We start from the raw sequence: 23,134 nt of genomic DNA on the forward strand, positions 1-23,134 counted from the left end.
AAGTCAAACCGCCTAGTGTGTCGGTTCTGGCCTCGTGGGGACCGGTCTGCTAGGCGGCTCGATCCGGGTGTCCGCGGCCGGACTCGCGAAACGACGCTCCAGCAACGTGAAGGCGTCGATCAGCTCGGGCGCCTCGTAGACCCGGTTCCGGCGTCCGTCGGTGAGCTCGCGCAGGATGCCGGTCTCGACCAGCCGGGCCAGGCCCTGGTTCGCGGCTTGCTGGGAGCGGTCGATGAGTTGGGCCGCGGCCGCGAGCGTCAGGACCGGCGCGGCGGGCAGCGCCTCGATGAGGAGTTCGGCCGCGGAGCCGGAGCGGACCGGCGCCGCACGTTCCCGCCATTCGGCCTTGAGGTCTGCGGCGGTCTGCTCGAAGCGTGCAGCTTCGGCGGTCGCGTGCGTGCAGGCCTTTGCGAACATTCCCAGCCACGGGTTCGCGGCCGCGCGGGCCTTCGCGGTTGTCGCGCGTCCGACGTACCGGAAGGTTGTCAGTGCGTCGACGTACTCCGTGGCGTGGGTGGCGAGCGAGAGCGAGACCGGTGGGACGGTGCGCGTGATGAGGCCGTCGGCGCGCAGGATCAGGTGGATCAGCGCGCGCCCGGTCCGGCCGTTGCCGTCGGCGAACGGGTGGATCGTCTCGAACTGCGCATGCGCGATCGCGGTCTTCGCCAGCACCGGCAGCCGCGACTCGCGGACGAACGTCATCAGATCCGCGAGCAGTTCGGGGATCACCTGCGCCGGCGGCGGCACGTAGTACGCCTCGGCGGGGGAGCGGCCGCCGATCCAGTTCTGCAGGTAGCGGACCTCGCCGCCGTACTCCGGGTGCGGCGACTGCGCCATCAACCGGCGATGCGCCTCGAGCAGGTGGTCGACCTCGAGTTTGTCCCCGGCCTGGACGGACTCGGTCACCCAGGTCATCGCGTCCACCGCGCCGAGTACCTCCTCGGCGGTGACGTCGCTGATGCGTTCCCGCAGTACGTCGGCCTTCAGCAACCGGCGCGCGCCGACGACGAGCCCCTCGATGTGCGACGACCCGACCGCTTCGGCGCGCAGCAGGAGCCGCGCCAGCGCCTCGCTGTTGGTCAGTACGGCGGCCGTCGCGTCCAGGCGGGCCAGATCGCCGGCGGCGTCCTCGAGCAGCGCGAGTACGTCGTCGGACAAGTCGAACTCACGTCCGACGAGCGGGTCGGGGAAATACAGCTCGTACGACCCACCCAGACGCTCCGCCCGGGTGAACCCGTCCGGGTGCCCAGGCCACCGATGCAACTCAACCCGTGCCATACCCTTATTCAACCTTATCCACAAACCTTGAACAAGACCTGTGGAGACTGTGGAAAGCGGGCAGCCCTGTGGACCCATCCGTGGACAACCACGCAGGCCCAGGGCCAGCGAATCGGACGATCCGACACGGGTTTGCACGCGCCGCCCGGGGTTCCTGGAGGCCTTGTCCCTGAACCGGTGGCCTTGAACAGGAAATAGCAGGTTGCCACCCACCACGTTCTGTCTCCACCCCACCACGACGCTGTAGTCCCACAAGCTCAACAGGTGCCCCCCGCCGACCGATCGCGCGCAGTTCGACAGCTGTCGGGCCGGGCGTTGTGGGGAGTCCTACCCTCCCGGATCGGGCAGCAGCGCTCCCCAGTTCTGGTGGAAGCTCTCCCCAAACCGGTTTGGGGGTCAGTGTGTGTGAGTTCGGGGAGCGACGCTGCCTGGTGTGGGAGGGGCAGGGCTCCCCAAACCGGTTTGGGGGTCAGTGTGTGTGAGTTCGGGGAGCGACGCTGCCTGTTCTGGGAGGGTGGGGCTCCCCGAACTGGTTTGGGGCGGTGGCGGACGGGTGGTCCTGTGTGGACTGTGGGGAGACTGGTGGGTGTGACTCTGGATGCGCAGGCGCGGCGGATGGTGGCCGCTAATCAGGCTGACTGGGATGCGCGGGCGCCGCTGCATGCGGCGAGTGACTTCTACGATCGGCCTGCGGAGTTCTGGTTCGCCGACTACGAGTGGGAGGATCTCGGTCCGCTCGACGGTCGCGACGTACTGCATCTGCAGTGCCACCTGGGGACCGAGACGATCGAGTTCGCGCGGCGGGGTGCGCGGACCAGCGGGCTCGACCTGTCCGAGAGGTCGCTGGAGGCCGCACGGCAGATCGCGGCCGAGGCGGGCGTCGCGGTCGACTATCTACACGCCAATGTGTACGACGCCCTGGATGCGGTCGACGGACGGCAGTTCGACATCGTCTACACGGGCAAGGGCGCGCTCTGTTACCTGCCTGAACTGAAGCAGTGGGCCGAGGTCGTCCGCGACCTGCTCAAACCCGGCGGCGTCCTCTACATCGTCGAGTTCCACCCGCTGCTCAACGCGCTCCGTGAGGTCTCCCTGCCCGGCGAGTCCGAGGACCTGGTGCTCCGCGCCGACTACCTCGAAGGCCGCGGCCCGATCGCTCACGACTCCACCGTCACCTACACGGGCGACGAGGTGCCCGGCCGGCAGACCAGCTACGAATGGCGCCACGGCCTCGGCGAGATCACTACGACTCTCGCCGACGCAGGCTTCCAACTCACCAGCCTCCGCGAGTCCGAAGTACTCCCGTGGCCCCGCTGGCCATCAATGCAACAGACCACCAACGGCTGGTGGCGCCTCCCGGACACCGCACCCCGCATCCCCCTCCTCTTCGCCCTGAAGGCCACCAAGCCATGACCCGCGCAGAACGCGAGCAAGACCTCATCACCTACTACTCCAACGAGATCCGGGACCGCGTCGAACGCGACCTCCCCGAGCCGCGAGTCGCCCGGCGTACGGCGTACCTCGACCAACTCCGCGCCGAAGGCCGCGACACCGTCCTCGAACTAGGCTGCGGTCCCGGCCGCGACGGAGCGGCGATCGCGGCGGCGGGCTTCACCTACACCGGCGTGGATCTGTCGCCGGCCAGCGTCGACGCCTGCCGCGAACGCGGCCTGCGGGCGGAGGTCGCGTCAGTGCTCGACCTGCCGTTCGACGACGCGACGTTCGAGGCCGGTTGGACGATGAGCACCTTGCTGCATGTGGCCGACGAGGACCTCGACCAAGCGCTGCAGGAGATCATCCGGGTGCTGCGGCCCGGCGCCCCGCTGGCGGTCGGACTCTGGGGCGACGTCAGCGGACGCGAACACGTCTGGGAGGACGGCATGGGCTACGGGCCCGGTCGATTCTTCAGCATCCGCAGCGACGAGGGACTGCGCGAGGTGCTCGGTCGGTACGGCGTGGTGGAGCAGTGGATGACCTGGGACGACGACCGCGTCATGCACTACCAGTGGGCAGTGCTCCGGGTCAGCGCTTCCTAGGGCCGCGGATTGCGACGTAGAGGAGGCCGACGCCGAAGGCTGCGACGATTGGGCCGACCGTTGCCCACAGGGTGCTGCCGGTCATTGAGCTGCCCTTGAGGTAGCCGAGCCCCTGGAGCGTCCAGACCCCGCCGATCGCAACGAGCAGCACGGCGAACGCGATCGCGACGATCTTTCCCATGCAGGGAGATTAGCCGAGTAGCTCGTCGCAGAGGGCTACGAGTTGGTGGCGAAGTGGGCGGGCGCGGTCGGCGAAGGTTCGTTGGGTGGCGGTGTATTCGGCTTTGCCTTCGGGGGTTTCGATGCGTACGGGCGAGTATCCGAGAGGGGCCAGGTCGTACGGGGAGGCGCGCATGTCGAGGGTGCGGATGTCGCGGGCGAGCTCGAAGCAGTCCAGGAGCAGTGTGCTGGAGGTGAAGGGCATCAGCTTGGTCGCCCATTTGTAGAGGTCCATGTTCGCGTGCAGGCAGCCGCCCTGTTCCAGCGCGGGCTGGGATTCGCGTGTGGGTTGCAGTGTGTTCAGGGGGCGCGCGGGGTCGGTGAAGAAGCGGAATGCGTCGAAGTGAGAGCAGCCGATCTTGTGCGATTCCACGACCTGATCGGTGCCCTCGGCACCTAGCCGGAGCGGCCAGGAGGCGTGCCGTACGTCGGGAGACCGGTAGACCATCGCCCACTCGTGCAGACCGAAGCACCCGAACTGCGGCTGCCGATCGAGGGTGGCCGCGAGCAGCCGCCGGATCCACCTGATGCTGTCCGCGCGGCGTTCGATCTCGGCAGGATCGAGGGCGGCGGCCCCGTCGGCCAGAAGATAGCCGCGGCGGGTGTCGTACTCCGGGGCGTCGAGCAGGCGGACGCCGGGGCCGGGGTGCCAGACGCGGAGCTGGTTCGGGCGGGTGGGGTAATAGGTGAACAGGAAATCCTCGACGGGATGTGCTTCGCGGAGCTTTCGACGGGCGAGGTGGCCGGCCAGCAAGGCGTCGACGTGGCGGGCGTGGTCCTCGGCGTACGACGACCACTCGGTGCGGGGGAGCGTGATGGTCATAGGTCCAGGGCGAAGGCGTACAGGTCGACGCCCGGGATGGGGGACCAGTCACGGTCGGGCAGGCGGACGAAGCCGAGGCGTTCGTAGATGCGGTGCGCCGTGGTCATGTAGACGGCGCTGCTCATGACGATTCGCCGCTGCCCGAGCTCTTGGGTTCGCGAGATGCAGCGCTCGGTCAGCGCGGTGCCGATGCCCAAGCCGCGTGCGCGACCGGCCACGCCGAGCATCCGGAACTCGCCCTCGTCGTCCCGCCCGATCTCGCGGTAGACCGAGCCGACAGGACAGTAGGTAACCGTGCCCAGCAGCCCGGACGAGTCGGCCGCGACCCACAGCTCCGCCTTCGCGGCCCGGTCCGCGGCGGCACGCAGCGTCATCGCGTACTCACCACGCACGAAGCCGTCGTGCGAGTACGCCTCCACGGTCAGCTCGCCCACAGCGTCGTACTCCGCAGGAAGCGCCGGCCGGATCTCAACAGTCACCGCATAACTGTCTCATCCCACGCCCCGGTAGGCTCAGCCCGTGCGTATCGCCAGATTCTCCGTGGACGACGAGCCCAAGTACGGCGTCGTCGAGACCGACGACCCCGAAGGCCTCACCGGCACTGTCAACGTTCTCGACTCGGACCCGCTCTACCGGTCGGCGCAGTTCACTGGGGAGAAGCTGCAGCTCGCGGACGTCCGGCTGCTGGCGCCGGTGATCCCGCGCAGCAAGGTGGTGTGCGTCGGGCGCAACTACGCGGCGCATGCCGCGGAGCTCGGCAACGACGTACCGCAGCAGCCGATGATCTTCCTGAAGCCGAACACTAGCGTGATAGGCCCGCGGGACGGCATCGTCTACCCGGAGCAGACCAACGACCTGCACTTCGAGGGCGAGCTGGCGATCGTGATCGGCCGGATCTGCCGGGACCTGCCCAAGGAGCGGGTCAACGAGGTGATCTTCGGCTACACGATCGCGAACGACGTGACCGCGCGCGACCTGCAGAAGAGCGACGGGCAGTGGGCCCGGGCCAAGGGGTACGACACGTTCTGCCCGCTCGGCCCGTGGATCAGCACCGAGTTCGACGCGTCGGACGTACGGGTCAGCACTGAGCTGAACGGTGAGCCCAAGCAGGACGGGCGCACGTCCCAGTTCATCTTCGACATCCCTGAGGTGCTGGCCTACATCACCTCCTTCACGACCCTGCTGCCCGGTGACGTGGTGCTGACCGGCACCCCGGCGGGCGTCGGCCCGATGCTGCCCGGTGACGAGGTGTCGATCAGCGTCGAAGGAATCGGAACCCTGACGAACAAGGTGATCGTGCGTGACTGACGCCGTACTGGGCGATCTGGAGCCGAGTGATGTCCGGGTCCGGTTCCCACCGTCCCCGACCGGCCTGCTCACCGTCGGCAACATCCGCAGTGCGCTGTTCAACTGGGCCTTCGCCCGGCACTTCGGCGGCAAGCTGGTGCTCCGGATCGAGGACACCGACACAGCCCGGAACACCGCGGAGGGCTACCGCTACACGTACGACGCACTGCGCTGGCTCGGCCTGACCTGGGACGAGGGCCCCGAGGTCGGCGGCGACTTCGGACCGTACCTGCAGTCCGAGCGGATGGACATCTACGCGGACGTCGTCGCCAAGCTGATGGCGGCCGGCAAGGCGTATCACTGCTACTGCTCGCAGGAGGAGCTCGACCAGCGCCGCGAGGCCGCCCGCACGGCCGGCCAGCACAGCGGGTACGACGGTCACTGCCGCAACCTCTCGCCAGAGCAGGTCCAGGCGTACGCCGACGAAGGCCGGCGGCCCGTGGTGCGGCTGCGGATGCCGGACCACCCGATCGTGTTCGACGACCTGGTCCGCGGCGAGATCACCTTCCTGCCGGAGAATCTCGGCGACTACGTCCTGGTCCGGGCGAACGGCTACCCGCTCTACCCGCTGGTGAACCCGGTCGACGACGCGCTGATGGAGATCACCCACGTGCTCCGCGGCGAGGACCTGCTGCCGTCGACGCCGCGCCAGATCGCGCTGTACGAGGCGCTCGCGGACATCGGGGTCGGCAGCGGCCGGACGCCGCGCTTCGGGCACCTGCCGTTCGTGATGGGCGAGGGAAACAAGCGACTGTCCAAGCGCGACAAGGGATCCGGGTTGACGGAGTACGTCGACCGCGGGTTCCTGCCCGAGGGGCTGCTGAACTACCTGGCGCTGCTCGGCTGGTCGATCGCCGACGACCGTGACGTGTTCACGATGGCGGAGATGGTCGAGGCGTTCGACATCCGCAAGGTGAACTCGAACGCGGCCCGCTTCGACCCGAAGAAGTGCGAGGCGATCAACGCCGCGCACATGCGGCTGCTCCCGCAGGAGGAGTTCGCGCAGCGGATGATCCCGTTCCTCGCCACGGCCGGAGTGCTTCCGGAGCAGCCGTCCGAGGAGCAGCTCGCGGTACTGCGGGCCGCCGTACCGCTCGTGCAGGAGCGGATGAACACGCTGTCGGAGTCCGACGAGATGGTCGGATTCCTGTTCGTCTCCGAGGACCTGTTCAGGGTCGACCCGGACGCCGCCGCGAAGGTGCTGACCGGTGACGCGGGCACCATACTGGCGGCCGCGGCGAAGGCGCTTTCAGATGTCGAGTGGACGACCGAGGCGATCGAGGCCGCGCTGCGGGCGGCGCTGATCGACGGGCTCGGGCTGAAGCCGAAGAACGCGTTCGGCCCGGTCCGGGTGGCGATCTCCGGCCGCCGGATCTCGCCGCCGCTGTTCGAGTCGCTGGAACTGCTCGGCCGGGAGAAGTCTCTGCACCGGCTCGAGCGCGCCCGCCGTACGACGTCATGAGCAGGCAGACCACGCCGTACCAGCGGCTGCTCGACAACGACGTCACGCCGCGCGCGTTCGTCGTCCTCGGCTCGTTCACGATCCTGGTCGGCTGGATGATCACCGGCGTCGTGATCCAGACCGTGCAGTACTCGATCCGGAAGGACCCGGAGGGGACGCTGTCCTGGTTCGGGTTGCTGGGCATCAACCTGACCCTGATCTCGCTGATCCCGCTGTCGGTGCTGATCGCGCGGGCGCTGAACAAGCAGACCCCGGGCCTGCTGTCCTCGGTGGTCGGCCGGCTGCGGTGGCGCCCGCTGGCCTGGTTCGCGCTGGTCTCGATCGGGCTCGAACTGATCGCGTTCACGATCATCGAGGTCTTCAATGTCCCGCTCGCCACCGGTGAACGCCACAGTGGCGGCATGGCGCCGGACGCGATCGCGGTGATCGCGGTCACGTTGCTGACGTCGCCGATCCAGGCCGCAGGGGAGGAGTACTTCTTCCGCGGGTACCTGCTGCAGGCCGTCGGGTCGTTCGTGCGGACCTCGCTGGTGGCCGTGATCGTCACCGGGATCCTGTTCACCGCCGCGCACGGGATCTGGCCGTGGGAGAGCCCGGCGCTGTTCGTCGACCGGCTCGTGTTCGGTCTGATCGCGGGGATGCTCGTCCTCCGGACCGGCGGGCTGGAGGCGGGTATCGCGTCGCACGCGGCGAACAATGTGGTGACGTTCGTGTTCGCGGCGATGACCGACACGCTCGGGGCGAGCCTCGGCGTGAAGGACGCGCCCTGGCCGCTGGTGGCGATCGACGTGGTGAAGTTCGTGGCGTTCGGCGCGATCGCGTGGTGGATGTCCGGGCGGATGAAACTGGCCAACCGCTCCGAGTTGCCGTTGACCGCGGTGCCGGTCGCCGGCCCGGGACGGGTGTGACGGGAGTGACAATCCCGCCGGTGGGGCCCGTTTTGCTGTCCGGTCCCTGCCTCGGGTAAGCTCTCCGAGCCGGGTTGGTGAGGGCGGAAACAAACTCTCGACCCGGTGAAATGCCTTTGGGGTATGGGGTAATTGGCAGCCCGTCTGATTCTGGTTCAGTTAGTCTAGGTTCGAGTCCTAGTACCCCAGCGGATTGGACCGCACCGGTGAAAATCGGTAGAGTTCAACCTCGTTGCCCGGCCCGTCAGGTCCGGATGACACACCTCTGGCCCCGTTGTGTAGCGGCCTAGCACGCCGCCCTCTCAAGGCGGTAGCGCGGGTTCGAATCCCGTCGGGGCTACCAGAGACGAGCGCCCTCCACCACTCGGTGGAGGGCGCTTCTGCGTTCGGGTCGAAGTGCTGGACACCTCAAGGTCTAACCGCTTAGAGTCTAAGCGGTTAGACCTCCTCTGTCTGGAAAGGGGATCGCTGTGCGGCGAAACCTCTTCGCTCTTCCGGCCGTGGCGATTGCCACGGCCCTGCTGCTGGCCGGCTGCGGCGGTTCGCCGGACGACTCGTCCGGCTCCGGCGCGACGGCGGACCCCGGTCCGCAGACCGGGACCATCACGTTCACGGGTACCGACAACGCGGAGACGTACCAGCCTGTGATCAAGGCCTTCGAGGCGAAGAACCCCGGGATCAAGGTGACCTACACCCAGATCCCGTTCGACCAGTTCAACGCGACCATGCAGCAGCGGCTGAGCGCGAAGGACACCGGCATCGACGTCTACACGGTCGACGAGCCGCGGGTCTCGCAGTTGGCCGCGAAGGGGTTCCTCACCGATCTCAGCGACCTCGACGCGCACGTGAAGACGTCCTTCAGCGCGACGGCGTACAAGACCAACCATTTCCGCGACAAGCTGTGGTCGTTGCCGATGTGGAACTCGACGCAGTTCCTCTTCTACAACAAGACCGCGCTCGCCAAGGCGAAGGTGACGCCGCCGACCGCGGACCCGCAGCAGCGCTGGACCTGGGAACAGGTCGAGACCGCCGGCCGGAAGGCGATGCAGTCGGGCGGCACGAAGTACGGACTGTTCATGGAGCAGCCCGAGGCGTACTACCAGCTGCAGCCGCTGGCCGAGTCGCTCGGCGGCGGATCCGGGATCGAAGGCGACGACGCCCTCACCCCGGCGGTCGAGACCGACGGCTGGAAGAAGGCCATGCAGTGGTACGGCGCTACGTTCGCGAGCGGACTGTCGCCGCGTGGCATCGGCGGCTTCCAGACCGGGCCGGTGTTCGCCGCCGGTGACGTCGCGTTCTTCGTCGGCGGCCCGTGGGACCTGAAGATCTTCGGCAGCTCGAAGGTCGACTGGGGCGTCGCCCCGATGCCGTACTTCCAGGGCGGCAAGCCGGTCACCCCGACCGGTTCGTGGTCGCTCGGCATCAACCCGGCGTCCAAGCAGCAGGGCATGGCGCGCAAGTTCCTCGAGTTCGCGACGCTGGATGCGGCCGGCAACCTGGCCACCACGAGTACGACGACGATCATCCCGGCGAATGTCGACGCGCAGAAGCAGTACACCCCGCAGATGGACAAGTTCTCCGGTGCGAAGACGGTCGGCGCTGCCGCGATCACGACGTACGAGAGTGAGCACACCGCGCTGTCGCGGCCGGTGAGTGTCGGGTACATCCAGTTCGAGGAAGTCATGGGGAAGGCGTTCGCCGACATCCGGAACGGGACCGATCCGAACACCCGGTTGCAGGAGGCAACCAGGCAGCTCACCGACGCCTGGAAGTCAATCAAGTGAAGCAAAGGCAAGGGTTGATTGCCCTCGCCTTCCTGGCCCCCGCGCTGGTGTGTCTCGCTGTCCTGCGGATCGTCCCGGCGATCTCGGCGGTGGTGGAGAGCTTCTACACCGAGAGCCTCCTGCGCGGTGGGCGGGTGTTCGCGGGCCTGGGCAACTACACGGATCTGCTGTCGAACAAAGACTTCCGGCAGTCGGTCGGCGTGACGCTGCTCTTCACCGTGCTGGTGAACCCGATCCAGGTCGCGGTCTCGTTCCTGCTCGCGGTCCTCTTCACCCAGAGGGCCGCGGGCGCTCGGTTGTGGCGCACCTTGGTGATCCTGCCGATAGCCACCCCGCCTGCGGTGTCGGCAGTGATCTGGAGTGTCATCTACCGGCCGGACGGCCTCGCGAACGGCGTACTGGAACGGCTCGGTCTGCCTGCGCAGCCGTTCCTCACCTCGCCGAGTCAGGTGCTGCCGTCGCTGATCGTCCTGCTGTCCTGGATCGGCGTCGGGTACTGGATGCTGTTCCTGATCGCGGGCATCCAGGAGGTCCCGGAAGAGGTCCGCGAGGCTGCGCTGCTCGACGGCGCCGGCCCGTGGCGCCGGATGATCTCCGTCGTCCTCCCGCTGGTACGTCGTCCGCTGGCGTTCGTACTGGTCGCCGACACCGTCTCGAACCTGCTCGTGTTCGCGCCGGTGCAGATCCTCACCAAGGGCGGCCCGAACGGCAACAGCAACCTGCTGATGTACGACGTGTACAGCCGCGCGTACGCGATCGGCGACATCCACGTCGCGCAGGCCGAGGTCGTCATCCTGGTCGCGCTGACGCTGGCGATCGTGGCCGGGCAGTTCCGGCTGCTGCGAGGTGACCAGTGAAACGGGTCAGCCTCTCGGTGGTCGGCGGTGTCGTCGGCATTCTGTTCTTTCTGCCGTTGCTCTGGGTCGTGACGAACTCGCTGCGTCCCGGCTCGGAGACCTTCGCGAACCTCAGTCCGCTGTCCTGGAAGACGTTCTTCGAGCTGCGTCCGACTCTCACCAACTACTCCGCTCTATTGAACAGTGCGATCGGTCGCGCGACGCTCAACTCGATCCTGGTCAGCGCGGCCACGGTCGTCATCGGTCTCGCGGTCTGCGCGACCGCGGCATTCGGTCTGGCGGCGTTCCAGTTCCGCGGGCGCGGGCTCGTGTTCGGCATCGTCGTACTGAGCTTCCTGGTGCCGTTCGACGCGATCGCGATCCCGCTGTCGACGATGTTCCGTGACTGGCACCTGACCAACACGTTCGCGGGTCTGGTGCTGCCGGGGATCGGCAACGGGATGGCGATCTTCCTGCTGCGGCAGTTCTTCCTCGGCATCCCGGCCGAGCTGGTCGAGGCCGGCCGGCTCGACGGGTTGGGCTGGTTCGGGGTGTTCCGCTGGATCTACCTGCCGCTGTCGAAGCCCGCCCTGATCGGCGCCGGGCTGATGCTCTTCCTCTTCCAATGGCAGGCCTACGTCTGGCCGCTGCTGATCGGCACCGACGCCAAGCACATCCTCGGCCCGGTCGCGCTGTCCAACCTGCAAGGCCAGAACTTCACCGACTACGGTCTCGTCTTCGCGGGCGCCGTGGTCCTCACCGTCATCCCGCTGGTGGTCATCGCCGGCTTCCAGCGGTACTTCGTCCAGTCCGTGTCGAGTGCCGGGCTCAAGTAAGGAGATCTGTGCGATCCATCATTCTCGATACCGATATCGGCTCCGACGTCGACGACGCCATGGCTCTGGCCCAGATCCTGGGCAGCCCGGACCTCGAGCTGCTCGAGGTTCACACGGTGTACGGCGACACGCGGCTGCGCGCCCAACTCGCGCGACGGTACGCCGCGTTGGCCGGCCGCGACCTGGTCGTCGTACCAGGTGCTGTGGAGCCGTTGTCGGGGCGGAAGGTCTGGTGGGCCGGGCACGAGGGCACGCTGCACGACGACCTCTCCCGCGAAACCATCAGCGCCGACAGCGCGCCGGAGCGGCTGGTCGCCCGGCTACGCGAGCAACCTGGTGAGCTCGACGTCGCCGCGATCGGTCCGCTGACCAACCTGGCCGCCGCCCTCGCTCTCGAACCTGAGGTGGCGCGGTGGATCCGGCACTTGTGGGTGATGGGCGGGTCGTTCGGGGACGACAAGTCGGAGCACAACTTCAAGTCTGACGACGTGGCGGCCCAGACCGTGCTGAACGCGGGCATACCGACGACGATCACCGGGCTGGAGATCACCCAGCAGGTGACGATCGAAGCGTCGCGGCTTGAGCGGATTCGGGCCGCGGGGCCATTGGGAGCGGCACTCGGGGCTGATATCGAGCAGTGGTGGGCGTACTGGAGCGAGACCTGGAACGTCCCGCATGACCCGGTCGCGGTGCTCGCGCTCAGTCGCCCAGAACTGTTCGAGTTCTCCGAGGTCGGGCGGGTGGCGATCACGGTTGGTGGAGACGGCGCCGGGCGCAGTACGTTCACCGCTGATCCTGGGGGCTCGGTGCGGATCGTCACGGGCGTCGACGCCGAAGGGGTGGCGGAGGAGATCACAGCGCGGATCGTGGCCGCGGGGACGGCATACGCTGTGGGGCGTGGGGAGATCGATGGCGACCGCACGTGACGTCGCGGAACGCGCCGGCACGTCCACGGCGGTCGTCAGCTACGTCTTCAACAACGGCCCCCGGCCCGTGTCGGCGGAGACCCGTCGGCGCGTGCTGGAGGCCGCGGCGGAGCTGGAGTACCGGCCGAACATCCTCGCCCGTGCGCTGAGCGCGGGACGCACGTACTCGCTCGGGCTCCTCATCCCGCAGATCCGCAACCCGTACTTCGCCACGCTCGCCGAACACCTGGAGAACTACGCGCGACAGCACGACCACCTGCTGCTGATCGGCGACTCGGCCGGCGACCCGGAACAGGAATCGGCCCACATCGGCTCGTTCATCGAACGCAAGGTCGACGGCGTCGTCCTCGTCTCGCTGCTCGTCGCGCCGGCGATCCAGCGCTTCGCGTCCGCCGGCGTACCCGTTGTCGCACTGCATCCTGTGCCCGAGGGCGTGACTGTTTCGACGCTCTCGATCGACTACGTCGCGGGCGCCGAGGCGTCGGCGGGCCACCTGCTGTCACACGGCTACCGGACCCTCGGCGTCGTCACCGGCCCCGAGGATTCACCCGGTACGGCGGAACACCGCAGGGGGATCGAGCGCGCGCTGGAGGCCCATCCGCGAGCCTCGGCGCGGTACGTCGCCTCGCCCGTGTCGCGGTTCGCCGCGCGCGACGCCGTACGGCCGTGGTTCGCGCAGAAGCGGCCGCCGCGGGCGATCTACTGCTCGACGGACGAGCAGGCGTTCGGCGTACTGTTCGCGGCCTGGGAAGCCGGGCTGCAGGTGCCGGACGACGTGGCCGTGATGGGGTTCGACGGCACCAGCGAGTGCACGGTGACGATCCCGCCACTCGCCAGCGTCCGCCAGCCCATCGAGGAGACCGCGCGGCAGGCAGTTGAACTGCTGCTCGACCGCACCAACCCACCAGCGGCTCGGCACGTCCTCGACTACGAGCTGGTCCCGAGCACGTCCTGCGGCTGCGCCGAGTAACCCGGCGTACGCTGGATCGATGGCCGTCGAGTTCAACCACACCATCGTCAACTGCACCGACAAGCAGATGTCGGCGCGCTTCCTGGCCGAGATTCTCGGACTCGGCGAGCCGAGCAGCTACGGGCCGTTCGCTGTGGTGCAGCTCGGCAACGGCACGTCACTCGACTTCGCCGACGACCACGGGCAGCCGCACCGGCAGCACTACGCCTTCCTGGTGAGCGAGGACGAGTTCGACCAGATCCACGCCAGGATCGTCGACCGTGCGCTGACCTATTGGGCCGACCCGTTCCACCGGCGCGAGGGCGAGATCAACACCAACGACGGCGGGCGCGGCCTCTACTGGGACGACCCCGACGGCCACAACCTGGAGATTCTCACGGTGCCGTACGGCGGAGCCGCCTAGGAGGCCGGTCAGATCGTCGCTCCGGGCAACGATCGGTGAACTCGTGCCGACACCGTACCTGGGCTACGGCGACAACATGAACTGGATCGGCACGCACAACTGAGACCGGTGCGCTGTCCGGAGATTGCTCCGGACAGCGCCCACGATCACGCGGGTGACGGGCTTCCGGTCTGCGCGGCAGGGCCTGCGGCGGCTCGGCGTACGGACCAGGCGACGCCGATGAGGACGACGCCCCAGACGAGGGCGGTGACGCCCAGCAGGACGGCGATGCTGACGGCGCCGGCGCCGGGGTTGGCGGCGAAGAGGATGCCGATGAAGAGGGAAAGCAGGCCGTTCAGGACCAGCAGCCAGCGCGGCATCGGGAGATGGCTGCTGAAGGCGCCGGCCAGTTCGAAGACGCCGCGGACGATCAGCCAGATCCCGAGGATCCAGGTCAGTGTCGTGGCGGTCATGCCGGGGCTGGTGATCGCGAAGAACGCCGCCAGCAACGCGATCACGCCCAGCACGATCAGCCAGACCCGGCTACCCCGGTAGTCCGGCTGGAACGCCTGCGCGATCGAGCCGATGCCGTCGACGAGGGCCCAGAAGCCCCACAACAGCGCCAGCGCGATCGCCGTCGAGATCGGCCAGGCAATGGCCAGGATCCCGAAGACGATCCCGAGCACACCGCGCACCAGCAGCATCTTCCATCCCAGAGTCAACCAGTCCCGCTCCATGTCGGACCTCCTTGAGGGCTCGTTCCCCTCATGGTGCTCCGGTCGCTCACTCAGGGCAATCACCGACGTACTGCGGTCAGATGCCAGTCTCCGCCTACCTCCTCTTCGATTTCCACAGATCCGCTCTGACGCCCGATATTCATGGGCGCAGGTCGCTACAGTCTTCCCATGAGCGACAGCTACTCCTTGGCCGATGGCCCGGCCGAACTCGGAGCCCTGGTGGCGCGTGCCGCTGGGGCGCACGAACGGGTGGACCTCACCGACGACGACACCACCGTCGCGGTGATCATCTCCCTGGCCGACTACCAGGAAATGCAAGCCGCAGTGGACGAGGCTGACATCGCCGAAGCCGAGGCGATCAAGGCGCGAGGCGAATGGATCTCCCACGAGGAAGCCGTCAGGCTCCTGGAGATCGATGAACCCGATCCTTCATGACCTACACCATCATCTGGAGCGGCGAGGTCATCAGAGCGCTCAACCGGCTTCGCCGGGAGGATCCGGACACGGCGAAGGTTCTGACCGGCGCGATTCTCGGCCTGGCGGCTGACCCGCGCCCCGCTGGGAGCAACACGCTGGGCAGCACGGATCTCCGAAGGCTTCGGCTGGGAGACCACCGGGTTTTGTACGAGATCTCGGAAGCGCGCGTGACGGTCCACGTTGTCAGCGTCGGATCGGTCAAGCGCTGACGGTTTTGCCGCGCTGACGGTCTCGCGCGTGTCCACGGTTACTCGGAGGCGCGGCGGAGGGCTTCGGAGAGGCGTTCGGCGGCGGCCATGACCGCGGGCGCGTGCATGCGGCCGGGCTGGCGGGACAGGCGTTCGATCGGGCCGGACACCGACACGGCCGCGATCACCTTGCCGCTGGGGGAGCGGACCGGGGCGGACACGGAGGCGACACCCTGCTCGCGTTCGCCTACCGAGTGCGCCCAGCCGCGACGCCGTACGCCGGCCAGCGCTGCCGCATTGAACGAGGCGTTGTGCAGACCGCGGTGCATCCGCTCCGGGTCTTCCCATGCAAGCAGTATTTGAGCGGCCGACCCGGCCGCCATGGTCAACTGACTGCCCACCGGGACGGTGTCGCGCAGACCGGACGGACGCTCGGCGGCGGCGACGCACACCCGGTACTCACCCTGGCGGCGGAACAGTTGCGCCGACTCACCGGTGATGTCCCGCAGCCGCGCCAGCACCGGACCGGCGGTCGCCAGCAGCCGGTCCTCACCGGCCGCGGAGGCCAACTCGCTGAGTCGCGGCCCGAGCACGAACCGTCCCTGCATGTCGCGGCCGACCAGACGGTGGTGCTCCAGCGCGACCGCCAGCCGGTGAGCCGTCGGACGGGCCAGACCCGTGGCCGCCACCAGACCGGCCAGGGTCGCCGGCCCGGACTCGAGGGCGGACAGTACGAGGGCTGCTTTGTCGAGAACACCGACTCCGCTAGAGTTGTCCATGAGACGATATTGCCGTCTCGAATCGTGGAACGCAAGTCGCTTCAGCTGCCCAACCGAGAGCACTGTGAGCGAGAGCACTTCACCACACACATCCTCGAAGGAGAGTCTGATGGGTAGGACGTTGTCGGAAAAGGTCTGGGATGCGCATGTCGTGCGCCATGCCGACGGAGAGCCCGACCTCCTCTACATCGACCTCCACCTGGTGCACGAGGTGACCAGTCCCCAGGCGTTCGACGGCCTCCGGCTGGCGAACCGTCGGGTCCGGCGCCCGGATCTCACCATCGCGACCGAGGACCACAACGTCCCGACGTACGACGTGGACAAGCCGATCGCCGACCCGGTGTCGCGCACCCAGGTCGACACGCTGCGCAAGAACGCCGAGGAGTTCGGCATCCGGATCCACACCCTCGGCGACCCGGACCAGGGCGTCGTGCACGTGATCGGCCCGCAGCTCGGCCTGACCCAGCCCGGGATGACCGTGGTCTGCGGTGACAGCCACACCTCTACTCACGGTGCGTTCGGAGCGATTGCCTTCGGCATCGGTACCAGCGAGGTCGAGCACGTGCTCGCCACCCAGACGCTGATGCAGGCCCGCCCGAAGACGATGGCGGTCACGGTCGACGGCGTACTGCCCGACGGGGTCTCGGCCAAGGACCTGGTGCTCGCGCTGATCGCGCAGGTCGGCACCGGCGGCGGCCAGGGCTACATCGTCGAGTACCGCGGCGAGGCGATCCGGGCCCTGAGCATGGAAGCCCGGATGACGATCTGCAACATGTCGATCGAGTGGGGCGCGAAGGCCGGCCTGATCGCGCCGGACGAGACCACGTTCGCGTACCTGAAGGACAAGCCGCACGCGCCGCAGGGCGTCGACTGGGAAGCCGCCGTCGAGTACTGGAAGAGCCTGGCCACCGACGCCGACGCCACCTTCGACCGCGAGATCGTGCTGCGCGCCGAGGACATCGCGCCGTTCGTTACCTGGGGCACCAACCCCGGCCAGGGCGTTCCGCTGTCCGCGGTCGTGCCGTCGCCGGACGACTTCGACAACGAGAACGACAAGGTCGCCGCCGAGCGCGCCCTGGAGTACATGGGCCTGACCGCCGGTACGCCGCTGCGCGAGATCCATGTGGACACAGTGTTCCTAGGGTCCTGCACCAACGGCCGGATCGAGGACCTCCGCGCCGCGGCCGGCGTACTGGCCGGGCGGAAGGTTGCCGAGGGCACCCGGATGCTCGTGGTCCCGGGCTCCGGCCGGGTCCGGCTGCAGGCCGAGTCCGAGGGCCTGGACGCGATCTTCAAGGACGCCGGCGCCGAATGGCGGGGCGCCGGATGCTCGATGTGCCTGGGTATGAACCCGGACCAGCTGGCCCCGGGGGAGCGCAGCGCCTCCACCTCGAACCGCAACTTCGAAGGCCGCCAGGGCAAGGGCGGCCGCACCCACCTGGTGTCGCCGCTGGTCGCCGCCGCGACTGCGGTCACCGGAACCCTGGCCGCTCCGGCCGACCTGCCGCCCGTCGCCGTACCTGCGAACGCCTGAGGAGCAACGGAATCATGGACGCCTTCACCCAGCACATCGGTACGGCGGCTCCGCTGCGCCGCAGCAACGTCGACACCGACCAGATCATCCCGGCCGTGTACCTGAAGCGGGTCACCCGGACCGGTTTCGAGGACGGGCTGTTCGCTGCCTGGCGCAACGATCCTTCGTTCGTCCTCAACCAGCCCGAGTACGACGGTGTCTCGGTACTCGTGGCGGGACCGGACTTCGGCACCGGATCCTCCCGTGAGCACGCGGTCTGGGCCCTGCTCGACTACGGGTTCCGCGTGGTCGTGTCGTCGCGGTTCGGCGACATCTTCCGCGGCAACTCGGGCAAGGCCGGTCTGCTCGCAGCCCTGGTGACGCAGGACGTCGTGGAGCAGCTGTGGACCGCGATCGAGGCCGACCCGGGGACCAAGGTCACGGTCGACCTGGAGAACAAGACGATCTCGGCCGGTGACGTCTCCGCGCCGTTCGAGATCGACGACTACACGCGCTACCGGCTGCTGAACGGTCTGGACGACGTCGGCATCACGTTGTCGCACGCGGACGAGATCGCTGCCTACGAAGCGACCCGCCCGTCCTTCAAGCCGGCAACCCTTCCGGCGAAGGCCTGATCAACCACCAGAGTTGTCGCCGCCGTAACGTTCGGCGGGTCGGTGGCGATAACTCTGGTGTTACCCTTGCGTGGTTGCCGAGAACATCATCGGAACAAGGCTTGCGAGACCTGGGAGGTGAGGCGCTCATGACGAACAGCAGCGATCCCTCCAGACATACCGGTCTCGCTCGACCGTCGGGGGCGTTCCACCTCTAGTAGTGCCGGGTCGGGCAGACGTGCGTTCATCACTCACCTGATCCACCGCACCTGGAGGACTCATGTCCGACCTGCGCCTGCGTTCGCTTCGCGCGTTCAGCCGCACCCCGTCACTGCGTGCCGCCGCCCGTAAGCACGCCGCATCCGTTGCCGCGACCGCGATCGAGCCGGTCGAGAAGCCGGCCCGCGATCCGCAGAAGCCCAAGGGGCACAGCGTCGTCGACAGCGCGATCTACTGCGGCGGCACCCGGATCGCGTCCCCGGACTCGCTCGCCGACACCTACACGGCGCTGCACACGTCGCCGCAGAGCCTGGCCTGGATCGGCCTGTACCGTCCGGACCGCCGCGAGCTCGCCTCGCTGGCACAGGAGTTCGACCTGCACGAGCTCGCGATCGAGGACGCCAACGAGGCGCATCAGCGGCCGAAGCTGGAGCGGTACGGCGACACGTTGTTCGTCGTACTGAAAGCCGCCCGGTACCGGGACGCGACCGAGGAGGTCGAGTTCGGTGAGGTGCACGTCTTCGTCGGCCCGGACTTCGTGGTGACGGTCCGGCATGCCGAAGCGCCCAATCTGGCAGCGGTACGGCGCCGTGTCGAGCGCGACCCCGAACTCCTCGGCCGCGGTGCCGAAGCGGTGCTGTACGCGATCATGGACAAGGTCGTCGACGGATACGCGCCGGTGGTCGCCGGTCTGGAGAACGACATCGACGAGATCGAGACCGAGGTGTTCCGCGGTGACCCGAAGGTGTCGCGGCGCATCTACGAACTGTCCCGTGAGGTGATCGAGTTCCAGCGCGCGACCCGGCCGCTGGTCGGCATGCTCGAGCAGCTCCGCGGCGGTTTCCAGAAGTACGGCGTCGACGAGGAACTGCAACGTTCACTGCGGGACGTGGCCGACCACGTCACCGAAGTGGTGGAGAAGGTCGGCGGGTTCCGGGAGTTGCTGCGCGACATCCTGACCGTGAACGCGACCCTGGTGGCCCAGCAGCAGAACGAGGAGATGAAGAGCCTCGCGATCGCCAGCAGCGAGCAGAACGAAGAGGTGAAGCGGATCTCTGCCTGGGCGGCGATCCTGTTCGCGCCGACGCTGATCGGGACCGTCTACGGGATGAACTTCGACAACATGCCGGAGCTGCACTGGCAGTTCGGATACCCGTTCGCGATCGGCCTGATGGCCTTGGTGTGTGGAGGTCTGCACCAGATCTTCAAACGCCGCGGTTGGCTCTGAACCACCCCGAAAACCCTGTCTGAGTGCCGAATCGGGCCAGATTGTGGCACGAATCGCCTAAAACAAGGCCGAATTGCCGCGTTGGTGTTTGTGAACGGCGTGTTGAGTCCATAACGTTCCTGTGAGATCGAGCGCTGTGCTCGACGCCTACGTTCACGGAGGGAAGCAGTGAACAAGAGCCAGTTGGTCGAAGCGCTCGCAGTGCACTTCGACGGAAACCGCCGCCAGGCCCAGCACGCACTGGAGTCGGTGATCGACACCGTCCAGCGCGAGCTGACCAAGAAGGGCGGCAAGGTCGCCATCACCGGTTTCGGTGCCTTCGAGGCCATCGAGCGTGGCGCGCGCATCGTGCGCAACCCGCGGACCGGTGAGACCAAGCGCGCCAAGAAGACCACGGTGCCGAAGTTCCGCGCGGGTGCGGAGCTGAAGGCCGTTGTCTCCGGTGCCAAGAAGCTGCCGAAGCTGGTAGCCCCGAAGCCGGCCGCGACCGCCACCAAGGCGGCTGCCCCGGCGAAGAAGGCCGCTCCGGCCAAGACCGCCGCTGCGACGAAGACCGCCGCCGCGAAGAAGACGGTCGCGAAGAAGGCCCCGGCCAAGACGGTTGCCAAGAAGGCCCCGGCGAAGACCGTGGCCAAGAAGGCCCCGGCCAAGACGGTCGCGAAGAAGGCCCCGGCCAAGACCGTTGCGAAGAAGGCGCCGGCCAAGAAGGCCCCCGCCAAGAAGACCGCGGCGAAGCGCACCGCTCGCTGATCTTCACGCACCACCGCGAAGGCCGGTCACCCCACACCAGGGGTCGACCGGCCTTCGCCGTTGTCGACAGCAACCTCTTACGTCCGAACAACTGGCGACCCGTCTCGCGACTTCTTCGGACGTAAGCGATCAGAGGCGGGTTGCGAACTCCAGCCTGGCGATCGTCAGCGCGGGACCGGAGCCGGTGGTCTCGATCGTCACCCGTTGGCCTACGCGCAGGTGGCGGACCGGGGTGCTGGCGATCGCGTGCACGGTGAACGGGAGTTCGATCCCGGTGTCCGTCAGCACGGCTCCGGAGAAGGTCTCGCCGTCGTAGCGGCTCACGGTCGCTTGCATGTCAGCAGGCTAGACCCTCGGTCCCGGTCGCGGCACCGAGCACCAGTGACATCACGTCCGCGGTCGCCGGACCGACTCCCAGTTGTACGGCGTGCGCGAGGTCGGCGGCTGTGTCGACATCACGACGTACCGACTCGATCGCGGTCAGCTCGATCGGCATCGCGCCGGACGCCTGGTGCGCCAGGGCGGAACCCACACCGAAGCGCGGATCCAGCGGTACGCCGGGAGCGGCTGCGAGCAACGTCGTACCGGTGCCGGGCTGGTCGATCACGAACGAGCGCGGCGCCGTACAGGCTGCGAGGACGGCCGTCAGTTCGGCCGGGCGCAGCGCGGGGAGATCGGCCGAGAGGGCTGCGATTCCGTTGCCTCCGAACTCGGCAGCGGCCACAGTGGCTCCATGCAGCAAGGCTTCGTTGAGACCGGCGGCGGGCAGGTCCGGGACCACGTGCGCACCGGCCGCGGTGACGTCCGTCGCGACCAGCGGGTCGTCGGTGACGACCAGGACGGCCTGCACCAGGGGAGAACCGAGGGCGGCCGCAGTAGTGTCGACAGCGAACGCGCGGGCCAGTTCGGGACGGTGCTGAGGGTAGGCCGGAGCGAGCCGGCTCTTCGCGATCGCCGTACGCTTCACCGGGATCACCAGGGTCCAGGGAACGACCTGTAGGTCTGCCATCAGGCAGGATTCTCCCATGACCGACGGCCAGCATGAGCACCAGGAGGCAGCTGTGGACGCGAGGCAGGCGGACCCACGGCCGCCGCGTGGGTTCTGGTTCGGGGTGATCGTCGCGATCGTCAAGCCGTTCATGATCGTCTTCACCAAGTGCCGGTTCACCGGACGCGAGAACATGCCCCGCACCGGCGGTGTGGTGTACGTGCCGAATCACATCTCGCATTTCGACCCGGTGCTGCTCGGGTACTTCATCTGGGAGTGCCGGCGGATTCCGCGGTTCCTCGGGAAGGCGTCGGTGTTCAAGATTCCGGTCGCCGGGGCGATCATCCGGGGCGCCGGGCAGATCCCGGTGTACCGGGACTCCGCGCAGGCCGTGGACGCGTTCCGGGACGCGGTGGCCGCGGTCGAACGCGGTGAGTGTGTGGGCGTTTACCCGGAGGGAACGATCACCCGCGACCCCGAGATGTGGCCGATGACCGGGAAGACCGGCGCCGCGCGGATCGCGCTGATGACCGGCTGCCCGGTGATCCCGGTCGCGAACTGGGGCGCGCAGGAGATCCTCCAGTCGTACACCGGCAAGATCCGGTTCCGGTTGCTGCCACGCAAGACCCTGCAGGTGCGGGCCGGGGCGCCGGTCGACCTGAGCGCCTTCGCGGGCAAGCCGCTGACCAACCAGCTGTTGCACGAGGCAACCGAGGTGATCATGGCCCGAGTGGCCGAGACCCTCGGTGAACTGCGCGGCGAGACCCCGCCCAAGGAGCTCTACGACCTGCGCAAAGCCCGGAAGGCTGAAGGTGAGGACAAGGCATGACAAAAGTAGCGGTGTTCGGTGCGGGGTCGTGGGGTACGGCGTTCGCTGTGGTGCTGGCGAATGCGGGGAACCAGGTGGCACTGTGGGCACGGCGCGAGGCGTTGTGCTCGGAGATCAACACCGCGCACGAGAACCCCGACTACCTTCCGGGACTGCGGTTGCCGGACGCGATCACCGCGACGCACGATCCCGCCGCGGCGGCCGACGGGGCGGAGGCCGTCGTGCTCGCGGTGCCGTCGCAGTCGCTGCGGGAGAACCTCGTGGACTGGGCGGGCGTCCTGCCGAACGCCGTACCGTTGGTCAGCCTGATGAAAGGCGTCGAGCTCGGTACGACGAAGCGGATGAGCGAGGTGATCGCGGAGCTCACCGGCGCCGGTCCCGAGCGGATCGCGGTGGTGTCGGGGCCGAACCTGGCACGGGAGATCGCCGAGGGTCAACCGGCTGCGTCTGTCGTCGCCTGCGCGGACGAGGGGACCGCGGCGCGGTTGCAGAAGTTGTGCCATTCCCCGACGTTCCGCCCGTACACGAACAACGATGTCGTCGGCTGTGAGCTCGGCGGCGCCAGTAAGAACGTGATCGCGCTCGCGGTCGGGATGGCGGTCGGCCTCGGGTTCGGCGACAACGCCCGGGCCTCGGTGATCACCCGCGGGCTCGCCGAGATCGCCCGTCTGGGTACGGCGTTGGGCGCCGACGAACACACGTTCTCCGGGCTGGCCGGGCTGGGCGACCTGGTGGCGACCTGCTCGTCGCCGTTGTCGCGGAACCGGACCTTCGGCGAGAAGCTCGGCCAAGGCATGACGGTCGCCGACATCGCGAGCGGAACCCGGCAGGTCGCCGAGGGCGTGAAGTCCTGCGCCTCGATCAGCGAACTGGCCCACCGGCACGACGTGGAGATGCCGATCGCCGAGCACGTCACGAAGGTGGTCGCCGGTGAGATGACCCCGAAAGACATGCTGTTCAGCCTCGTGTCCCGGTCGGCGAAGTCGGAGCGCTGGGGTTGATCCC

At 68.1% G+C, this 23,134-nt stretch carries 27 protein-coding genes and 2 tRNA genes; 21 read left to right on the plus strand and 8 right to left on the minus strand.

Going from position 1 to position 23,134, the window contains the following annotated elements; all coding sequences use genetic code 11:
• Nucleotides 1-12: 12 nt before the first annotated feature.
• Nucleotides 13-1,278 carry a Fic family protein gene (locus ACWF0M_RS16470; RefSeq protein ID WP_452236509.1) on the minus strand — a complete coding sequence of 422 codons (1,266 nt, stop codon included), beginning with the start codon at nucleotides 1,276-1,278 and terminating at the stop codon, nucleotides 13-15.
• A 588-nt stretch (nucleotides 1,279-1,866) separates the two neighbouring features.
• Between ACWF0M_RS16470 and ACWF0M_RS16475 the strand changes: the two genes are divergently transcribed.
• Both ACWF0M_RS16475 and ACWF0M_RS16480 read left to right on the plus strand, forming a co-directional pair.
• Entirely contained in the window at nucleotides 1,867-2,691 is an 825-nt protein-coding gene (locus ACWF0M_RS16475; protein WP_452236510.1) for a class I SAM-dependent methyltransferase, read from the plus strand.
• On the plus strand, nucleotides 2,688-3,314 hold the full coding sequence (locus ACWF0M_RS16480; protein ID WP_452236511.1) for a class I SAM-dependent methyltransferase: 627 nt from the start codon (nucleotides 2,688-2,690) through the stop codon (nucleotides 3,312-3,314). The genes ACWF0M_RS16475 and ACWF0M_RS16480 overlap by 4 nt, the downstream gene beginning before the upstream one ends.
• Here ACWF0M_RS16480 and ACWF0M_RS16485 read toward each other — a convergent pair.
• Genes ACWF0M_RS16485 through ACWF0M_RS16495 form a run of 3 tightly spaced genes read right to left on the minus strand, consistent with a single transcriptional unit; the run spans nucleotide 3,301 to nucleotide 4,835 of the window.
• Nucleotides 3,301-3,495 carry a hypothetical protein gene (locus ACWF0M_RS16485; RefSeq protein WP_452236512.1) on the minus strand — a complete coding sequence of 65 codons (195 nt, stop codon included), beginning with the start codon at nucleotides 3,493-3,495 and terminating at the stop codon, nucleotides 3,301-3,303. The two genes, ACWF0M_RS16480 and ACWF0M_RS16485, sit on opposite strands and share 14 nt — an antisense overlap.
• A 9-nt stretch (nucleotides 3,496-3,504) precedes the next feature.
• Nucleotides 3,505-4,356 carry a 3-methyladenine DNA glycosylase gene (locus ACWF0M_RS16490; protein ID WP_452236513.1) on the minus strand — a complete coding sequence of 284 codons (852 nt, stop codon included), beginning with the start codon at nucleotides 4,354-4,356 and terminating at the stop codon, nucleotides 3,505-3,507.
• Nucleotides 4,353-4,835 carry a GNAT family N-acetyltransferase gene (locus ACWF0M_RS16495; RefSeq protein WP_452236514.1) on the minus strand — a complete coding sequence of 161 codons (483 nt, stop codon included), beginning with the start codon at nucleotides 4,833-4,835 and terminating at the stop codon, nucleotides 4,353-4,355. The genes ACWF0M_RS16490 and ACWF0M_RS16495 overlap by 4 nt, the downstream gene beginning before the upstream one ends.
• A gap of 40 nt (nucleotides 4,836-4,875) precedes the next feature.
• Here ACWF0M_RS16495 and ACWF0M_RS16500 point away from each other — a divergent pair, with 40 nt between their 5' ends.
• The 11 genes from ACWF0M_RS16500 (at nucleotide 4,876) to ACWF0M_RS16550 (ending at nucleotide 13,828) form a co-directional block, all read left to right on the plus strand.
• Nucleotides 4,876-5,664 carry a fumarylacetoacetate hydrolase family protein gene (locus ACWF0M_RS16500; protein ID WP_452236515.1) on the plus strand — a complete coding sequence of 263 codons (789 nt, stop codon included), beginning with the start codon at nucleotides 4,876-4,878 and terminating at the stop codon, nucleotides 5,662-5,664.
• The gene (gltX, locus tag ACWF0M_RS16505; RefSeq protein WP_452236516.1) at nucleotides 5,657-7,165 is read left to right on the plus strand and encodes a glutamate--tRNA ligase; all 1,509 of its coding nucleotides are present in this window, start codon (nucleotides 5,657-5,659) and stop codon (nucleotides 7,163-7,165) included. Before ACWF0M_RS16500 ends, gltX begins: the two co-directional genes overlap by 8 nt.
• The gene (locus ACWF0M_RS16510; protein WP_452236517.1) at nucleotides 7,162-8,073 is read left to right on the plus strand and encodes a CPBP family intramembrane glutamic endopeptidase; all 912 of its coding nucleotides are present in this window, start codon (nucleotides 7,162-7,164) and stop codon (nucleotides 8,071-8,073) included. Before gltX ends, ACWF0M_RS16510 begins: the two co-directional genes overlap by 4 nt.
• Nucleotides 8,074-8,190: 117 nt before the next feature.
• A tRNA-Gln gene (locus tag ACWF0M_RS16515) sits at nucleotides 8,191-8,262 on the plus strand.
• A 78-nt stretch (nucleotides 8,263-8,340) separates the two neighbouring features.
• Nucleotides 8,341-8,416 (plus strand) — tRNA-Glu (locus tag ACWF0M_RS16520).
• Between the two features lie 157 nt (nucleotides 8,417-8,573).
• The gene (locus tag ACWF0M_RS16525; protein WP_452236518.1) at nucleotides 8,574-9,857 is read left to right on the plus strand and encodes a sugar ABC transporter substrate-binding protein; all 1,284 of its coding nucleotides are present in this window, start codon (nucleotides 8,574-8,576) and stop codon (nucleotides 9,855-9,857) included.
• The gene (locus ACWF0M_RS16530) at nucleotides 9,854-10,714 is read left to right on the plus strand and encodes a carbohydrate ABC transporter permease (protein WP_452236519.1); all 861 of its coding nucleotides are present in this window, start codon (nucleotides 9,854-9,856) and stop codon (nucleotides 10,712-10,714) included. The genes ACWF0M_RS16525 and ACWF0M_RS16530 overlap by 4 nt, the downstream gene beginning before the upstream one ends.
• Nucleotides 10,711-11,529 carry a carbohydrate ABC transporter permease gene (locus ACWF0M_RS16535; RefSeq protein WP_452236520.1) on the plus strand — a complete coding sequence of 273 codons (819 nt, stop codon included), beginning with the start codon at nucleotides 10,711-10,713 and terminating at the stop codon, nucleotides 11,527-11,529. Before ACWF0M_RS16530 ends, ACWF0M_RS16535 begins: the two co-directional genes overlap by 4 nt.
• A gap of 8 nt (nucleotides 11,530-11,537) precedes the next feature.
• On the plus strand, nucleotides 11,538-12,455 hold the full coding sequence (locus ACWF0M_RS16540; protein WP_452236521.1) for a nucleoside hydrolase: 918 nt from the start codon (nucleotides 11,538-11,540) through the stop codon (nucleotides 12,453-12,455).
• Nucleotides 12,427-13,425 carry a LacI family DNA-binding transcriptional regulator gene (locus tag ACWF0M_RS16545; protein ID WP_452236522.1) on the plus strand — a complete coding sequence of 333 codons (999 nt, stop codon included), beginning with the start codon at nucleotides 12,427-12,429 and terminating at the stop codon, nucleotides 13,423-13,425. Before ACWF0M_RS16540 ends, ACWF0M_RS16545 begins: the two co-directional genes overlap by 29 nt.
• Before the next feature lie 19 nt (nucleotides 13,426-13,444).
• Nucleotides 13,445-13,828 carry a VOC family protein gene (locus tag ACWF0M_RS16550; protein ID WP_452236523.1) on the plus strand — a complete coding sequence of 128 codons (384 nt, stop codon included), beginning with the start codon at nucleotides 13,445-13,447 and terminating at the stop codon, nucleotides 13,826-13,828.
• 146 nt (nucleotides 13,829-13,974) lie between these two features.
• Here ACWF0M_RS16550 and ACWF0M_RS16555 read toward each other — a convergent pair whose 3' ends face one another.
• A complete protein-coding gene (locus tag ACWF0M_RS16555) occupies nucleotides 13,975-14,544 on the minus strand; it encodes an HdeD family acid-resistance protein (RefSeq protein WP_452236524.1) in 570 nt (189 codons plus the stop codon).
• A 168-nt stretch (nucleotides 14,545-14,712) separates the two neighbouring features.
• Between ACWF0M_RS16555 and ACWF0M_RS16560 the strand changes: the two genes are divergently transcribed.
• Together ACWF0M_RS16560 and ACWF0M_RS16565 are read left to right on the plus strand one after the other, a co-directional pair.
• Nucleotides 14,713-14,979, plus strand: coding sequence for a hypothetical protein (locus ACWF0M_RS16560; protein WP_452236525.1), 267 nt, complete (start codon nucleotides 14,713-14,715; stop codon nucleotides 14,977-14,979).
• Nucleotides 14,976-15,230 (plus strand): type II toxin-antitoxin system RelE family toxin, encoded by a 255-nt coding sequence (locus ACWF0M_RS16565; RefSeq protein ID WP_452236526.1) that lies wholly within the window; start codon nucleotides 14,976-14,978, stop codon nucleotides 15,228-15,230. Before ACWF0M_RS16560 ends, ACWF0M_RS16565 begins: the two co-directional genes overlap by 4 nt.
• Nucleotides 15,231-15,268: 38 nt before the next feature.
• Here ACWF0M_RS16565 and ACWF0M_RS16570 read toward each other — a convergent pair whose 3' ends face one another.
• Nucleotides 15,269-15,988 (minus strand): IclR family transcriptional regulator, encoded by a 720-nt coding sequence (locus tag ACWF0M_RS16570; protein WP_130387568.1) that lies wholly within the window; start codon nucleotides 15,986-15,988, stop codon nucleotides 15,269-15,271.
• A 109-nt stretch (nucleotides 15,989-16,097) separates the two neighbouring features.
• Here ACWF0M_RS16570 and leuC point away from each other — a divergent pair, with 109 nt between their 5' ends.
• The 4 genes from leuC to ACWF0M_RS16590 all read left to right on the plus strand — a co-directional run bounded on the left by leuC (nucleotide 16,098) and on the right by ACWF0M_RS16590 (nucleotide 20,312).
• The gene (gene leuC, locus ACWF0M_RS16575) at nucleotides 16,098-17,522 is read left to right on the plus strand and encodes a 3-isopropylmalate dehydratase large subunit (protein WP_452236527.1); all 1,425 of its coding nucleotides are present in this window, start codon (nucleotides 16,098-16,100) and stop codon (nucleotides 17,520-17,522) included.
• A 14-nt stretch (nucleotides 17,523-17,536) separates the two neighbouring features.
• On the plus strand, nucleotides 17,537-18,136 hold the full coding sequence (gene leuD / locus ACWF0M_RS16580) for a 3-isopropylmalate dehydratase small subunit (RefSeq protein WP_130387570.1): 600 nt from the start codon (nucleotides 17,537-17,539) through the stop codon (nucleotides 18,134-18,136).
• Nucleotides 18,137-18,395: 259 nt separating this feature from the next.
• Nucleotides 18,396-19,562, plus strand: a complete 1,167-nt coding sequence (gene corA, locus ACWF0M_RS16585) for a magnesium/cobalt transporter CorA (protein ID WP_452236528.1) — start codon at nucleotides 18,396-18,398, stop codon at nucleotides 19,560-19,562.
• A gap of 168 nt (nucleotides 19,563-19,730) precedes the next feature.
• Nucleotides 19,731-20,312 carry an HU family DNA-binding protein gene (locus ACWF0M_RS16590; RefSeq protein ID WP_452236529.1) on the plus strand — a complete coding sequence of 194 codons (582 nt, stop codon included), beginning with the start codon at nucleotides 19,731-19,733 and terminating at the stop codon, nucleotides 20,310-20,312.
• 129 nt (nucleotides 20,313-20,441) lie between these two features.
• On the opposite strand, the gene ACWF0M_RS16595 is transcribed toward ACWF0M_RS16590, so the two are convergent.
• Nucleotides 20,442-20,648: a hypothetical protein gene (locus ACWF0M_RS16595; protein ID WP_452236530.1), complete on the minus strand. Its 207-nt coding sequence runs from the start codon at nucleotides 20,646-20,648 to the stop codon at nucleotides 20,442-20,444.
• Nucleotide 20,649: 1 nt separating this feature from the next.
• Complete coding sequence (gene cofC, locus ACWF0M_RS16600) at nucleotides 20,650-21,321, minus strand: 2-phospho-L-lactate guanylyltransferase (protein ID WP_452236531.1); 672 nt, start codon at nucleotides 21,319-21,321, stop codon at nucleotides 20,650-20,652.
• A gap of 16 nt (nucleotides 21,322-21,337) precedes the next feature.
• On the opposite strand from cofC, the gene ACWF0M_RS16605 reads away from it, so the two are divergent.
• Nucleotides 21,338-22,129: a lysophospholipid acyltransferase family protein gene (locus ACWF0M_RS16605; RefSeq protein WP_452236532.1), complete on the plus strand. Its 792-nt coding sequence runs from the start codon at nucleotides 21,338-21,340 to the stop codon at nucleotides 22,127-22,129.
• Nucleotides 22,126-23,130 carry an NAD(P)H-dependent glycerol-3-phosphate dehydrogenase gene (locus ACWF0M_RS16610; protein WP_452236533.1) on the plus strand — a complete coding sequence of 335 codons (1,005 nt, stop codon included), beginning with the start codon at nucleotides 22,126-22,128 and terminating at the stop codon, nucleotides 23,128-23,130. Before ACWF0M_RS16605 ends, ACWF0M_RS16610 begins: the two co-directional genes overlap by 4 nt.
• The last annotated feature ends 4 nt before the right edge of the window (nucleotides 23,131-23,134 follow it).

The sequence above is a fragment of the Kribbella sp. NPDC055110 genome (genome assembly GCF_053607525.1).